The sequence below is a fragment of the Bacillus cereus group sp. BfR-BA-01379 genome (assembly GCF_022663605.1).
GTDB classification, from domain to species: Bacteria; Bacillota; Bacilli; order Bacillales; family Bacillaceae_G; genus Bacillus_A; species Bacillus_A mobilis.
In genome coordinates, this window is record NZ_JAKUFT010000031.1 from 1 (window position 1) to 14,598 (window position 14,598).

Genomic DNA, 14,598 nt, shown 5'->3' on the forward strand with positions numbered 1-14,598 from the left:
TTAAACTATATTAAAATTAATTTAATTATAATTTATTAAATCGTAAGCTACAAGGTGATGAGGAGGAAGAGAAATGAAGGAAATAGAGAAATTAAAAGAGGAATATCCACTCTTAAATAAATTAATCGCAACAGAAGAAGTGTTTTGGGTGAATCCGAACATGGAAAAGTATGAAACGGCAATAAAAGATTCGCCACTGAATGAAGAGAATGTAAAAGATGCGGAAGAGAGGTTAAAGCGTTTTGCACCATATATTGCAAAAGTTTTTCCTGAAACGAAAGAGACTAACGGCATAATTGAATCACCCTTACTAAAAATCCCTTCAATGAAACAAGCTTTAGAGAAACATTACGAGCAACCTATTTTAGGGGAATTATTATTAAAATGTGATAGTCATCTTCCGATATCAGGGTCAATTAAAGCTAGAGGAGGCATTTATGAAGTGTTGAAGCATGCTGAACGATTAGCTTTGCAGCATGGTATGTTAACAGAAGAAGCTGATTACTCTATTTTAGATAGTGATACATGTAGAGAGTTTTTTGCAAAATACTCAATTGCGGTAGGTTCTACAGGTAATTTAGGGCTAAGTATTGGGATTATGAGTGCGAAACTAGGTTTTAATGTAACTGTTCATATGTCAGCAGACGCAAAAGAATGGAAAAAAGATTTATTAAGAAATAAAGGTGTGCACGTTATTGAGTATGAAGCTGATTATAGTAAAGCAGTAGAAGAGGGGCGTCAGCAAGCAGATGCAGATCCTAGCTGTTATTTTGTAGATGATGAAAACTCCCATGATTTATTTTTAGGATACGCAGTAGCAGCATCGCGTTTACAAAAGCAATTAGAAGAGTTAGAGATTGTAGTAGATGAAGGGCATCCTTTATTTGTTTACCTTCCGTGCGGAGTAGGAGGCGGACCTGGCGGCGTCGCATTTGGTTTAAAGTTATTGTATAAAGACAACGTGCACTGCTTCTTTGCGGAGCCTACGCACTCTCCATGCATGTTACTCGGTTTAATGACAGGACTTCATGATAAAATTGCTGTTCAAGATGTCGGGATTGATAATGTAACAGACGCGGACGGACTAGCGGTAGGAAGACCGTCTGGATTTGTCGGTAAAACGATGGAACCATTTTTGAGTGGGAATTACACAGTAAGTGATGAAGAGTTGTATAGATTGTTAAAAGAACTAGCTGATACAGAAAATATTTATTTAGAGCCTTCTGCGTTAGCCGGTATGATAGGACCAGTGAAAGTGTGTAAAGAAGGTGAGTACTTACAAAAACAACAGTTAACAGAGAAGATGAAGAAAGGTACTCATATTGTGTGGGGAACTGGAGGTAGTATGGTTCCAGAAGATGTAATGAATGAGTATTATAAAACAGGTGAGGCATTAACAATATTAGAAAAATGAGGCTAATTGTGGCCTCATTTTTTATTTAAATGACATATGTATTATTATAAATTCTTTGTTATTTTCGCATTAGTTCATTATAGTATAGATATAAAGAACGAATATCAAATAAATATAACAAAAAGCTTTATTTTACATAATAAGAGGATGTGTATACGATGTCATTACAGACTAAATATATAGCGGGTATTTCGCTTGGGGTTATGGGAGTAGGTTTTGCGGCTTCTATCCCGTTTCAAGGAACGGTAGCTGGAGAGATTATACAAGGGGGATTTGAAGCAGGGTTAGTTGGCGGACTTGCGGATTGGTTCGCAGTTACAGCATTATTCCGTCATCCGATGGGAATTCCAATTCCGCATACAGCGTTATTACCTAAAAATCGTAAACGAGTAACGAAAGGGCTCATTCATACGTTAGAAAATGAGTGGCTAACGAAAGAAAGTATTACGGATAAAGTAAAAGAAATGCAGTTAGCGCAAATGGTGCTACAAATTGCTGAGAGAGAAATGCAGTCTGACGCTGTGAAAAAAGGGATTGTAACGATTGCGGAGAAAGCGATTGTAACAATAGATACGGAAAAATTAGCGGTTATTATTGAAAAAGAATTAAAAACGTATTTGCATACAATCAATACAAGTAACATTTTACAAGTGCTTGTTGATCAATTAGTTGTGCAAGAATATGATGAAAAGACACTTGATTACATTTTAGTAAAAGTGAAAGATTGGACAGCGCAAGATGAAGCACGATACCAGCTCGGAAGCTTAGGTATAAAGGCGATGGAAAACATAAAAGTAGATGGATTTTTACAGTTTACTTTGAAATCGTTTATGAATATTGTAGATGAAGATAAAATTGGCGGTATTTTGCAGAAATTCATTATTAGCAATATTAACAGCTTACAAGATGCAGATAATAGCACAAGACAAATTATATTATCGAAAATTCGTCAAGAAATTATAAATGTAAAAGAAAATGAAGCGTTACTACAAGAATTAGAAAATTGGAAAGAGAAATGGATTGCCAATTGGAATGCTACTGACAAAATTAAAGAGATGCTGGAGCAAGTACAACAAAGGGCGATTACTTTTGTGAAAAATGAAGAATTTACGGATAAATATGTTATTCCATTTTTACAAACACAAATGAATAAAATAAAAGAAGATGAACAAACTGTTCAAAAAATAGAAGAGTGGTTACAAAAACAAGTTGTCACACTTGTTGAAAAGAATCATTCGAAAATCGGAAAACTTGTACAAGAAAACCTTGATAAGTTAGATGATAAAACGTTAATCGAAATGATTGAAAATAACGTCGGTAAAGATTTACAGTGGATCCGAGTAAACGGGGCTGTTTGCGGATTTATGATTGGATTAGTGTTAGAAGGAATTAAAGCGATTATATGAGAAAAACCTTCCACAATTGTGGAAGGTTTTTATTTTTCAATTATACTCATATTGATATTATAAGCTTTTTCAATATTTAACTTGTACGTCCCGCTGCCTGTTTTAATCGAATTTTTATACCAATGTTCTTGCTCGTTGAATTCTGGATTTTCTTCTGAAGAATTATTTTCTTTTTTCGTTAAATCTTCAACTTGTTCCCAAGGTGTGTTTCCGTGTGCTTCTTTTTTGTTTGTTACGGCGATTACAGATACATCGCTTTCTTTCGTTAAATGAACAGATACATGTGAACTTTCTTGTACAAACCAATTATTTTGTAATTGACCTGGATAAAGGGATAGTTCGTTATTTGAAGCACGAACTTCTACATTTTTATTTTGCGGAAGAACGAGTGTCGGTTTGACCTGTGGTGCTGAATTCCATAACGTATGTTGAACTGGTAAAGATTTTAAAGTAATATACATCGTTTCCCCTGCTGTTTGAACTGAAAGGAAATCTTCTTGTTTTAAATTGAGTTTTTCATTAGCTTTCGTTGTTATTTCATATGTTCCAAGAAGGTGAATTTGATTTGTATCATTACCCTCTATTGTTAGAGGGTAATGTCCTGCATCCACTACAATTTTTTTGATAGATTCAGGTATATCAAGTTGTCCACTTGGAATATTACTCGTTTGGCGAGTGGTATGAATAGAATGACGAACTTCATCTAGTAATCCAGTTGATAATAAACAGTAAAAAGCAATTCCAACGCTTCCTAAAACGCCGATAAAGAAAATACTAAAAATATCATATTTAATAAAGGATTGTTCCTTCTTAGAAAATAGAAGGTATAGTAAAATTTCCACGCCAAGTATAATAAGTAAAACAGGCCACCATGCTGTTAAGGAATCTAATACCTCAGTCCCTTTTATAACTGAAAATAGTAAGAAGCAACCTAATGAAATAATAGAAAGCCCCATTGAAAATGTTCCAACGCGCCATGTTCTCATTCTTTTGTACCACCTTTGTTTTCTTTATTTCCAAGTAACAATTTAAAGCCGCCACCAATTAAGAGGAGTGCAACGATAGATGTTTGGAAATAGCGATAATATAGCTCGCTAAGATGAATGTTAAATATAGTTGCAAAGTAATCATTCAAAATAGGAAGGAGTGTTTGATCTAATAAATAATAACCACCGAGTGTAATTAACCCAATACCGATCCATCTTTGATGATTGATAAAATAATCAATGATAGGTTCGTCATGTACACGTTCTTTTCCATACTTTGCAGTTTGCTGTAAAGCGTCAAAGAAGCTGTAGAACCAAATGATTGGAACTAAAAATAAAAACGCAGAAAGTCTTAATAAATCGAGTAAATATATTGAAAGTAAAAAGGCTGCCATAAGCTGAAGGCCGCGGCGTTGTAAACCTAAATACATATGTCCTGCTCCGGGGAACATGGCTAAAATAGAAGCGAATGTTTTATTCTTCTTTCCTTGTTCACGATGTTCTTCAAACTCTTCGAAAATAGTACGATCATCTAGTTGCTCGCCACGTTCTTTTTTCTGGAGCTGCTGAACAACATCGAAGAAATTGTAAATCCATAAAACAGGTAATGTAATAAGGAAGATTAGGAAACTTTCTTGCGATGTTAAAAGTGCAACGAAAATAATCATACTTCCGATTCCTGTGCAAGCGACTAAAAATGTCAGTCCACGTTGCATAAGTCCTAATTGAAAATGTCCAAGTCCAGGGATGATTGATAGAAGAATGATATAAAATCGTTCGCTCTCTTTAGAGGACTCTGTAAATTCTCCGGTTGCTTGTTTTTTCGATTGATTAATAATAGTGATAACTAAATCTAATAAATTGATCACCCATAACACAACTAGTAAAAATAGAGAGATAAAAGCCAACTCACGCGCTATTAATTCTATTACGCAAAAAACTGCAAAAGAAAATAGTAATAAAGCCCCTCCGCTATATAAAATAAACCGTCCAAACTTCTTTAAATATAAATGTCCAAGCCCGGGAATTAGCCCTAATACAAGTGCTAAAAAGGGATTTTTATTCATGCTTTAAACCTCCGTCCTTTTTTGATGTGTCTACCGATTTGTTAACAATTTGTTGTGAGATAGAAGACTCGTTATGTTTTGAAGATTTCTCGAAATTTGATGTCGCTGTGAAAATATATTGGAATAAACCACTTACCATAAAAATAATTGTAGCTGCGGTCGCAATTATGTAGTGAATAATCGTTCGCTTTAGTGAGTTTGTTTTTATATTTTCACTAGGTTGTAGCGTTTCAAAATCAATTTGCGTCATAACTTCATTCGTAAATGAATCATCATTTATCATTGGAAGGTTTTCGTGTTGTTCATCGATACTTTCCATATAAAGCGCTAAACAATGATCACATTCATAAAGGTGTTCTTCCATAGATTCACGTTCATTGCTTTCTAAAAAATCTAAAGTATAATTGCGCCAATCTTCTTTTGAATAATGCGTCATAGAAACTCTTCCTCCTTCCAATGTTTTTTAATCCATTTTCTTGCCCGATACAATTTCATTTCGACTGTTTTCACTTCGATGTTTTCCTGTAAAGCAATTTCTTGATAGCTTTTTTCTTCTAAATAATGTGAGAGAACGACGTCGCGGTAATTTTCAGGAAGTTCTCTCAGTTTTTGAGCAATGAGTAATTTTTGCTCTTTCGTCAATAATAAAGCCTCAATATTCTGAGAGGATTTTATATTTTCCTCAGTTTCTTTACATAAGGAGAGTTCTTCGTTTTCTCTAGCTTTTTTTCTCTTATAATCAATAGCGTGATTGGTGGCAATACGCGCCATCCACGTTTTTAATCCGCGAAATTGATAATTTGGGAGAGAGGCGTGGATTTTTACGAATACTTCTTGTGTAACATCTTTCGCATCTTCTTCATGTCTTAAAATAGAAAAGATAACTTGGAAAATATAGTGACGATATGTTTGCACAAGGATACGAAAAGCATGTTCGCTTCCTTGCTGTGCCTTTTCAATTAATTGTTTTTCTTCAATGGGTCTCTCCCTCCTTTTTGACGCATTCTATTATATAGACGTAAGAAATGACTGGTCACCCTACACATGTTGTAAAAAAAGAATAATATATTTTTAGAAAGGAGGCTACATGAAAAAAGGTGTGAAAAAATGGTAAAAAGAAGTATATAATGAGCAAGTGGGAAATGTTAAGTGAAGAAAGGATGTGAATGTTAGTAGGGAAAGGTCCATACTAACAAACATGAAAATTAAAATATTAATAGCAGATGATAATTCTTTTATTAGAGAAGGCATGAAAATTATTTTAAATACATATGAAGAGTTCGAAGTGGTAGATACAGTAAATGATGGGAAAGAAGCAGTGGACTATTGCAAAAAGAACGACGTTGATATTGCTCTTTTAGATGTTCGTATGCCAAACATGAATGGGGTAGAGGCGACGAAATTCATTTGTGAAGAGACGAAAACGAAACCGCTAATTTTAACGACGTTCGATGATGATGAATATATTTTGGACGCAGTAAAAAACGGGGCGAAAGGTTATTTATTAAAAAATAATGATCCAGAGCGTATTCGTGATGCAATAAAAGGAGTATATAACGGTCAAACTGTTATGCAAGATGTAGTGCTTGATAAAATTAAGTGCAATTTAATGGAAAGCAAAGAGGACGAATGTAAAATAGATAAGAGTCTTTTTACAGAAAGGGAGCTTAGTATTATCGCATTAATTGCGAAAGGTTTCTCGAATAAAGAAATTTCAAAGCAACTTTTCATATCAGAAGGAACGATTGCAAATTATATTACATCAGTTTTAGGGAAAACTGGACTTGAACATCGTACACAAATTGCGATTTATTACTTAACAGGGAAAGTAGATTAAAGATATGGAATTTTGGTTAATTGTAAGTAAATTAATTGTCTTTATATATATTGTGTTTAGTTACATTTATTTAAATGTCGCGAACTTACCATGGATTATACTTACTTTGCTTTTATATCTTTCTGTAAACGTGCTTATTTCCATATTTAAAAAAGATACGTACAAAAACATATTAACTTCTCTGTCAATTGGCGTAGTTATGTTATTTGCATGGAAGGTTCATCCGTTTTTTATTTTGTTTTTACCATTGAACTTATATGAAATTATATTTCGTTATATAGAGAAGAAATGGCATCTCTTTATCATTATGATGATTCCTATTATCTTTACAGATGAAAGTATCCGAATGACATATGGATTAATTGTTGCATTTTCTTTCCTTGTATTAACTATGGCAGAACGGTATATATCGCGTGTGTTAAAGCTTGAATCACAAAATGATAAGATGCGAAAAGATATGCAGCGGCTGACGAAAAGCTTACATGAAAATAAAGAGTACATAAAGCAATCAGAGTACACATTTAAGTTAGAAGAGAGAAACCGGCTCTCTCAAGAAATTCATGATAAAATTGGCCACTCGATGACAGGGGCGTTAATTCAAATGGAAGCGGCAAAGAGATTAATGGGGATAGATAAAGAGAAATCTGCCGAGTTATTACAAAATGCAATTCATATTTCGAAAGATGGAATTGAAAGTATTCGAGTTACATTAAAAAATATGAAGCCACCAACTGAGCAAATTGGTATTCATCGTATGAAATTATTCATAGAGGAATTTGCCGGTAAGCATGATATAAATATTCCTTTCGTATATAAAGGGAATTTAGATATGATTTCACCGATTCAGTGGAAGATTATCGGTGAAAATGTTACGGAGGCACTAACGAACGCGATGAAATATGCTGATGCGACAGTCATTTCAATCGATATTCATGTACTTAATAAGATGGTGAAAGTACAAGTGAAGGATAACGGAAAAGGTGCAGATCTCGTTAAGAAAGGTCTCGGGATTATGGGGATGGAGGAGCGAACAGCATCAGTAAACGGAAAAATTATTGTAGACGGAACAAGTGGTTTTTCAGTAACAATGTTGTTGCCGATATAGGAAATGGTGATGAGGATGAATCATCTCATATGAAAAAAGTGAATAATCTCATGTGAAAAGAATGAACTTCTGCACTGAGCAGGTTCATTTTTTTTGTTTATACTAAAAGCAGAGAAACCGAAATAGGGGTGAAATGATGAATACATTAGAAATTAAAAATTTAACGAAAAAATTTGGTGATTTCATCGCGGTAGATAATATGTCTTTATCTATTAAAGAAGGAGAGATATTTGGCTTTTTAGGATCAAATGGTGCTGGTAAAAGTACAACGATAAATATGATCGCTGGGTTGTTAAGAAGTAATGAAGGTGAAATTAGCATATTAGGAAAAAATATAAAGAAACATAATCGATTTGCGAAGATGAATATCGGTATCGTTCCGCAAGATATTGCGATTTATGAAGAGTTAACTGCCTATGAAAATGTGAAATTCTTTGCTGGATTGTACGGGTTAAGAGGAGCTGAGCTAAAAGCGAGAGTAGAGGAAGCACTTCAGTTTGTAGGACTAAGCGATAAACATAAAAGTTACCCGAAAAACTTTTCTGGCGGGATGAAACGAAGACTAAATATCGCTTGTGCGATCGCTCATAGACCGAAGTTAATTATTATGGATGAGCCGACAGTTGGAATTGATCCACAGTCAAGAAACTATATTCTCCAGTCTGTTCGAAAATTAAATGAAATGGGAAGTACCATTATTTACACGAGCCACTACATGGAGGAAGTAGAAGAGATTTGTACGAAAATAGCAATTGTAGATCATGGTAAAGTAATTGCAGAAGGTACGAAAGAACAGTTAAAAGCAATAATTACTGATACGAAAGATATTTGGGTGGAAGTGAAGTCAGTAGAAAATTTAGATGTAGAAAAGTTAAAAGAGATAAACGGTGTGAAAGCTGTTCAAATGGAAGAGAACGTAATTAAAGTAAACTCGGATGCAGGAGTAAACAATTTGAATAAAATTATTCAGCACTTCATTAATCATGATATTGAAATCCGTTCGTTAGAGGAGCAGGCTCCAAACTTAGAAACAGTATTCCTTACGTTGACTGGAAGAAACTTACGAGATAAATAAAAGGAAAATGAAGAAAAGGTAAAGGGAGGTTCATCAATTGAACATCTTCAATATTGCAGTTATGCATATTAAAAGAGATTTCAGGGACGTAAGAACTTTAGTTTTTATGTTAGCATTTCCAATTGTGCTTATGCTTGTGTTAGGAACAGCATTAACGAATGCATTTGATAGCGATAGTCAATCGATTAAGGATATACAAGTGCTGTATAAAGATGAAGCGAGTAGCACACTTTCTCAATCGTTTGCAGCATTTACGAAAGAAGTCGATAAATCGGGTATTCATTTTAAAAAAGCTTCCGGCAGTATAGATGGGAAAGAAGAAGTGAAGAAAAATAAATATGCTGCTTATGTAGAGTTAAATAAAGATGGTGCAAAATTTTACGGAAGTGACAAAAGTAGTATTGAGGGAAGTATTGTGGAAGGCATGCTTACAACATTTGTTGATAAGTACAATGTAGCAACCGAAGTTGCAAAAGTTGATCCTAGTAAGGTGAGCGCAGTTATTTCAAATGGAAATCATAATGATTATATAAAAGAAACATCTTTACAAGCTGCGAAAAAACCAGGTTCTATGGATTACTATGCGGTTGTAATGACAACGATGATTGCACTATATGCTGCGATGGGAGCAAGTTCTTTAATTCGAGGAGAACGGATACGTAAAACAGGAGATCGTCTCATTGCTGCACCTATAAGTAAGGCTGAAATATTCATTGGAAAAGTACTTGGTAGCCTAGTAGCAAATGCACTGTGCATATTACTCGTTATGCTATTTAGTAAATTTGTTTTTCAAGCGAATTGGGGCGACCATCTTGGAATCATATTTATTATTTTATTAACACAAGTCTTTCTAGCAATTAGCTTCGGTTTAGGAATCGGATATATTACGAAAACACCGGAATCATCAAGAGCAATTATTATGGTAGTAGTGCAATTAGCTTCTATTTTTGGTGGTGCATATTTCGTAATAGAAGAAAATTTCGTTACGAATTTATCACCATTAACGTGGGCAAACACAGCTGTCATGAAAATTATTTATGCAAATGATGTAGGTGCAGCACTGCCAGTAATATGTTTAAACCTTGGCATTTCGGCACTCTTTTTATTAATTGCAATTATTGCATTACGTAGACGGGAGGGGCTATAGTATGAAAGATATTTTATGGCTCATACAAAAAACGTTATCTGTACTTTTGAAAAATAAAAAAGGGTTATTCATTATTATTAGCTTGCCGATAATCGGAACACTAATCTCCTTCTCAATGTATGGGAATGTCGGGCAAGGGACGTTAAATATCGGTGTTATAAATAAAGAAAATCAATTTATAGCAAATGATACGGTGAAATTTTTAGAAGGATTAAATCATGTAAAGGTAAGTAAAATTAAAGAATCTGAAGTAGAAGATAAACTTACTTCCAAAAAACTTGATGGAGTTATTACATTAGATTCTGGTTTTTCAAAAAGTGTTCGAGAAGGGAAACCAGCTCATATTAAAATTTCATCGATTAAAGGTGATCAAGTAACAGGATTTATAAAATCATATTTATATAATTATGTTGATAATATCGCTGCGATTAGTAAAGTAGCAGGAACAGATCAAAGTGCATTTGATAGTATGTACGCAGGATATCAAAAAGGTTCATTTAAAATGAAAACTGAGACGCTAGAAGATACTTCGAAAAATAAAGATATGACAAACCAAACGATGGGTTATCTTATTATGTTTATGCTATTTTCAGCAGCGAACTTATCAGGTTATATTTTAAAAGAAAAAGAAAATAGAACGTATTTTAGACTCTTATCAACGCCGATAGATGGGAAGAAATTTATATTATCTAATGTCGGGGTAAATATGATGCTATTAACAGTACAAATTCTGATTACAATCTTATTCCTAACGAATGTTTTTCATATAAATATTAATATGCCTTTCATAGTGATGATTGGTGTACTCATGCTATTTGCTTTAATAGCGATTGGAATATCGTTAGTCCTTGTCGCTTTTTCGAAAAACTCAGCATCGGCAAATGCACTGCAAAATATGATTATTGTACCGACATGTTTATTGGCTGGATGTTATTTTCCGTATGACATTATGCCAAAAGCGGTACAAAAAGTAGCTGATTTTCTTCCGCAAAGATGGCTATTAGACACAGTATCAAAACTACAACAAGGAATTCCAGTTTCAGATTTGTATTTAAATATTTTAATCTTAATTGCCTTTGCGGTAGCATTCTTCTTAATTGCTATTTATAAGTTTGGAAGAAATAACGATGCGAGAAACTTTGTTTAAATATAAAAAGGTGTGGCTTAATCTTAATGCCACACCTTGTTTGTTCGTAAATTAGAGTATCTTTTGTAATATAGGAATGCTTTTATAGAGCACTTCATTATGTGAAGCATGCACAACATATTTATTTCCCTCCAGAAGAAAAACGCTATGTAGAACAGCGTTACCATCACCATGTTTTGTCAGTATATCACCGACGACTTTGCCGTCTGTCCATTTCAGTTTGGAATATGAAGGGACAACTTGTAAATATTGAATGGTTTCCTCTCCATCCCCGGCAATGAGTATAGTTTCAATATTTCTTTTTTGTATCATAAATCTATTTTCATTTAATGCATCGAGGAAAGGGTTTTTCGTGTTCATCCTACAATAAGGAAGAAATGTAATCGAAGAGCCGAATCTTGTAAATAAATAATTTCCGTAATCTTTACACGGAATAACATCTTGTAATCCTGGAAAGTAAAGATGTATCGCCTTAACTGTATTCATGTTATGTAAGGTGCCTAAATAGTGAATGTATTGTTCCATATAAAAATGGACGATATTTATTTTAGAAGAGGCATGGACAGGAAGACTGCCCTCAGTCCAATAACTATAATTTGCTGGAGACCCAGCGTTTGGTGTACAGAGTATAATAAGCTGATTCACATCATTTTTATATTCGTCACTTTGAACGTAAGTCCGTCCAAGAAGTCCGCCCATACTATGGCATATTAGATTTAGTTTATCGCAACCTGTAATTTTTTTCGCATAGGTAATCGTTTGTAATAAATATTTTTGTGTAGAAAAAACAATGCGCTGCTGCCAATCATAAAAACAGATGAACAAGTCTTTATTTCGTTTGTAACCCATACTTTCTAACATCATGATGAATGGCTCATAAACAAACGCAGAAAGTCCAAAGCCCCAATTACCGGTACCTGGAATAATAATATTGCTCATAGAACCGAAAAGCCCTGGGATAAAAACAATAGGGATTTTTCCTTTTCTCATATTCTTCTCTCCTTTATCTGTTTAACATCGATAAAAAATTAAGAAATACATTTCGTATGAAAACATATTTAAATGAAACACTACGGAGTAGACAGTAATTTGAGCGGAAGGAAATCAAAATGATAAAAAAAATATTGCGAGTTACTTCTATTATTATTGCGATTGTTATTTTTATATTAATTTGTATGCATATTGACGTTACGCTCGGAAGAAAAATGGAAGCCGGGAAAAACATGCCGACAGAGTATGCACCTCATCATAGTGACTTTCAATTATATGTAGAAGGGAAGTCATTTTATAAACAGTTATTTACGGATATAAAAGAGGCGAAACAATCTATTTACACGTACTTTTTTATTTTGTCTGATGATAAAAGTAGCCATACTTTTTTAAACTTATTAAAAGAGAAGGCAAAAGAAGGAGTAAACGTGTATTTATCAGTTGATCGCATTAATGATTTATCATTCAAAAGAAAGGTGATAAATGAATTGCGGGAAAGTGGTGTACATTTTACATATAGTAGAAAACCTCAATTGCCATTCGGATTTTATTCACTTCACCATCGCAATCATCGCCGTATTACGACGATTGATGGGGAGATTGGCTATACAGGTGGTTTTAATATAGGAGATGAGTACTTAGGAAAAGATAAGCGATTTGGATATTGGCGTGACTATCATGTGCGTCTTAAAGGAGAAGGAGCAAAAGATTTAGAAGAGCAATTCGCTTTAGATTGGAAACGAGATACGAAAGAACATATAAAAAGAAGTACGAATAAAGCGAGTAAAGGGAACACATTACATACGATGACTAGCTACAATGGACATCACGTCGCTGGAACATATATCAAATTAATAAAACAAGCGAAGCATTCAATTGTCATTACAACACCTTATTTTATAGCGAAAAATAAAGAATTTATGAATGCTTTAATTGAAGCGAAAAAACGTGGTGTTACAGTAAAAATACTATGGTCATATAAACCAGATATTCCTCTTATTAAAGAAGCAGCGTATCCGTATATTCGTCAAGCTGTTAATAACGGGATTACGGTATATGGTTATAAAAAAGGTATGTTTCATGGAAAGTTAATGCTGATTGATAATGAACTAACTGTTATCGGCACAACGAACATAACGGCACGAAGTTTTTATATAAATGATGAGATGAATTTGTATATTCATGGTGGAACTATCGTTTCAGAAGTGAATAAGGCGTTAACAGAAGATTTTCATGATTCGAAAGAGATGACGAAAGAGTTTTTTGAGAAGTTATCGTTTTGGGAGCGTTGTAAGGAAAAATTGGGGGGATTGGTGGAGTATTATTTATAGAGAGGAAAGGGTGTCTTTTATAGACACCCTTTTTTATGAAAAATAATTAGTTTTCATGTACAAGCAATGAAGCATCATCATTAATCAATGTCCCCACATGCTCACCTAAGCAAATTCTTTTCATTACACCAGGCTCATCAAAGTTAAAGACGTGTGCGGGTAAATTATAATCACGGGCAAGTAATAAAGCGGCTTGATCCATGACTTGAATGTTTTGCCTAACAACATCGTTATAGTTTAGTTTTCTGTACATTTTCGCTGATTTATTATGTTTTGGATCACTAGTAAAGACGCCATCTACTCCTTGTTTTGCGACTAATATTGCGTCACTATTCATTTCAATGGCTCTTTGAACACTTGGATAATCGGTGGTAACGAACGGTTGCCCGTTACCACCGCCAAAAATGACAACATAACCGTTATCTAAATGATGTACTGCTCTGAGGCGAATATAAGGCTCTGCTACTGCATTAAACGGGATGGAAGTCATAACACGTACTTCTCTATCTGTTTTACTTGTTAAAACGCCCCGAAGCATTAAGCTATTAATGATTGTACCTAATGTACCGATATTATCAGCTTCAACACGATCAATTCCCCATTCTTCAGCTAGATGACCTCTGAAAATATTACCGCCGCCGATGACAATGGATACTTCGATACCTAAGTCAATAATGGATATAATTTCGTTTGCGATATGTTCTAATCGTTTGGAATTAAAGCTATTTCCGGATTGATCAGCAAGTGCGCCGCCGCTTAATTTAATTAAGACTCTTTTGTATGGCTTCATAACAATTCCCCCTATATAGATCGCAATAAAAAAGGAACAAAGGCATTTGCCTTTGTTCCTTTTTAAGAAAATGAAAAAGAAAAGAAGAAGATAGGACGAATTTTTGCACATAATTTTTCATACCATCCACTCCTTTTCATTTCGATTTGTTGTAAGTATATATCTTTTTGATTATACGAAACAATCTGATTACTTATCAAGTATATTTTATTTCTTTTTCATGAAAAGGTGTCAATGAAAAAGAAAAGAAAAATTTTTGAATTTTTTGTGACGAACTTGTAGGTTTTTGTATGATTTTGTAGG

The 14,598-nt window shown here is 34.0% G+C and carries 14 protein-coding genes; 8 read left to right on the forward strand and 6 right to left on the reverse strand.

Going from position 1 to position 14,598, the window contains the following annotated elements; genetic code table 11:
• Positions 1-73 precede the first annotated feature (73 nt).
• Positions 74-1,414, forward strand: a complete 1,341-nt coding sequence (gene dsdA / locus MR113_RS13710) for a D-serine ammonia-lyase (RefSeq protein WP_242254847.1) — start codon at positions 74-76, stop codon at positions 1,412-1,414.
• A 158-nt stretch (positions 1,415-1,572) separates the two neighbouring features.
• Positions 1,573-2,820, forward strand: a complete 1,248-nt coding sequence (locus tag MR113_RS13715) for a DUF445 domain-containing protein (RefSeq protein ID WP_242254850.1) — start codon at positions 1,573-1,575, stop codon at positions 2,818-2,820.
• A 29-nt stretch (positions 2,821-2,849) separates the two neighbouring features.
• Here the strand turns inward: MR113_RS13715 and exsE are convergent, their stop codons facing one another.
• Genes exsE through MR113_RS13735 form a run of 4 tightly spaced genes read right to left on the reverse strand, consistent with a single transcriptional unit; the run spans position 2,850 to position 5,788 of the window.
• Positions 2,850-3,806 carry an exosporium protein ExsE gene (gene exsE / locus MR113_RS13720; RefSeq protein ID WP_242254853.1) on the reverse strand — a complete coding sequence of 319 codons (957 nt, stop codon included), beginning with the start codon at positions 3,804-3,806 and terminating at the stop codon, positions 2,850-2,852.
• Positions 3,803-4,873 (reverse strand): hypothetical protein, encoded by a 1,071-nt coding sequence (locus MR113_RS13725; RefSeq protein WP_242254855.1) that lies wholly within the window; start codon positions 4,871-4,873, stop codon positions 3,803-3,805. Before MR113_RS13725 ends, exsE begins: the two co-directional genes overlap by 4 nt.
• Positions 4,866-5,309, reverse strand: coding sequence for a hypothetical protein (locus tag MR113_RS13730; RefSeq protein ID WP_071721861.1), 444 nt, complete (start codon positions 5,307-5,309; stop codon positions 4,866-4,868). The genes MR113_RS13725 and MR113_RS13730 overlap by 8 nt, the downstream gene beginning before the upstream one ends.
• On the reverse strand, positions 5,306-5,788 hold the full coding sequence (locus MR113_RS13735) for an RNA polymerase sigma factor (RefSeq protein ID WP_235608063.1): 483 nt from the start codon (positions 5,786-5,788) through the stop codon (positions 5,306-5,308). Before MR113_RS13735 ends, MR113_RS13730 begins: the two co-directional genes overlap by 4 nt.
• 283 nt (positions 5,789-6,071) lie before the next feature.
• On the opposite strand from MR113_RS13735, the gene MR113_RS13740 reads away from it, so the two are divergent.
• The 5 genes from MR113_RS13740 to MR113_RS13760 all read left to right on the forward strand — a co-directional run bounded on the left by MR113_RS13740 (position 6,072) and on the right by MR113_RS13760 (position 11,184).
• Positions 6,072-6,710 (forward strand): response regulator transcription factor, encoded by a 639-nt coding sequence (locus tag MR113_RS13740; protein WP_071721859.1) that lies wholly within the window; start codon positions 6,072-6,074, stop codon positions 6,708-6,710.
• A 4-nt stretch (positions 6,711-6,714) separates the two neighbouring features.
• Complete coding sequence (locus MR113_RS13745) at positions 6,715-7,815, forward strand: sensor histidine kinase (RefSeq protein ID WP_242254858.1); 1,101 nt, start codon at positions 6,715-6,717, stop codon at positions 7,813-7,815.
• Positions 7,816-7,951: 136 nt separating this feature from the next.
• Positions 7,952-8,890, forward strand: coding sequence for an ABC transporter ATP-binding protein (locus MR113_RS13750; protein ID WP_242254860.1), 939 nt, complete (start codon positions 7,952-7,954; stop codon positions 8,888-8,890).
• A 37-nt stretch (positions 8,891-8,927) separates the two neighbouring features.
• Positions 8,928-10,037 (forward strand): ABC transporter permease, encoded by a 1,110-nt coding sequence (locus tag MR113_RS13755; protein ID WP_242254862.1) that lies wholly within the window; start codon positions 8,928-8,930, stop codon positions 10,035-10,037.
• Between the two features lies 1 nt (position 10,038).
• Positions 10,039-11,184, forward strand: coding sequence for an ABC transporter permease (locus tag MR113_RS13760; protein ID WP_242254864.1), 1,146 nt, complete (start codon positions 10,039-10,041; stop codon positions 11,182-11,184).
• Between the two features lie 51 nt (positions 11,185-11,235).
• On the opposite strand, the gene MR113_RS13765 is transcribed toward MR113_RS13760, so the two are convergent.
• Positions 11,236-12,174 carry an esterase/lipase family protein gene (locus MR113_RS13765; protein ID WP_242254866.1) on the reverse strand — a complete coding sequence of 313 codons (939 nt, stop codon included), beginning with the start codon at positions 12,172-12,174 and terminating at the stop codon, positions 11,236-11,238.
• 119 nt (positions 12,175-12,293) lie between these two features.
• On the opposite strand from MR113_RS13765, the gene cls reads away from it, so the two are divergent.
• Positions 12,294-13,505 carry a cardiolipin synthase gene (gene cls / locus MR113_RS13770; RefSeq protein WP_242254868.1) on the forward strand — a complete coding sequence of 404 codons (1,212 nt, stop codon included), beginning with the start codon at positions 12,294-12,296 and terminating at the stop codon, positions 13,503-13,505.
• A gap of 46 nt (positions 13,506-13,551) precedes the next feature.
• Here cls and pyrH read toward each other — a convergent pair whose 3' ends face one another.
• Positions 13,552-14,295 carry a UMP kinase gene (pyrH, locus tag MR113_RS13775; RefSeq protein ID WP_000806134.1) on the reverse strand — a complete coding sequence of 248 codons (744 nt, stop codon included), beginning with the start codon at positions 14,293-14,295 and terminating at the stop codon, positions 13,552-13,554.
• Positions 14,296-14,598 lie beyond the last annotated feature (303 nt).

Excerpts from the sequence above, each read along its gene's own strand:
- dsdA (WP_242254847.1), top strand. The coding sequence starts at position 74 with ATGAAGGAAATAGAGAAATTAAAAGAGGAATATCCACTCTTAAATAAA.
- MR113_RS13715 (WP_242254850.1), top strand. The coding sequence starts at position 1,573 with ATGTCATTACAGACTAAATATATAGCGGGTATTTCGCTTGGGGTTATG.
- exsE (WP_242254853.1), bottom strand. The coding sequence starts at position 3,806 with ATGAGAACATGGCGCGTTGGAACATTTTCAATGGGGCTTTCTATTATT.
- MR113_RS13725 (WP_242254855.1), bottom strand. The coding sequence starts at position 4,873 with ATGAATAAAAATCCCTTTTTAGCACTTGTATTAGGGCTAATTCCCGGG.
- MR113_RS13730 (WP_071721861.1), bottom strand. The coding sequence starts at position 5,309 with ATGACGCATTATTCAAAAGAAGATTGGCGCAATTATACTTTAGATTTT.
- MR113_RS13740 (WP_071721859.1), top strand. The coding sequence starts at position 6,072 with ATGAAAATTAAAATATTAATAGCAGATGATAATTCTTTTATTAGAGAA.
- MR113_RS13745 (WP_242254858.1), top strand. The coding sequence starts at position 6,715 with ATGGAATTTTGGTTAATTGTAAGTAAATTAATTGTCTTTATATATATT.
- MR113_RS13750 (WP_242254860.1), top strand. The coding sequence starts at position 7,952 with ATGAATACATTAGAAATTAAAAATTTAACGAAAAAATTTGGTGATTTC.
- MR113_RS13760 (WP_242254864.1), top strand. The coding sequence starts at position 10,039 with ATGAAAGATATTTTATGGCTCATACAAAAAACGTTATCTGTACTTTTG.
- MR113_RS13765 (WP_242254866.1), bottom strand. The coding sequence starts at position 12,174 with ATGAGAAAAGGAAAAATCCCTATTGTTTTTATCCCAGGGCTTTTCGGT.
- cls (WP_242254868.1), top strand. The coding sequence starts at position 12,294 with ATGATAAAAAAAATATTGCGAGTTACTTCTATTATTATTGCGATTGTT.
- pyrH (WP_000806134.1), bottom strand. The coding sequence starts at position 14,295 with ATGAAGCCATACAAAAGAGTCTTAATTAAATTAAGCGGCGGCGCACTT.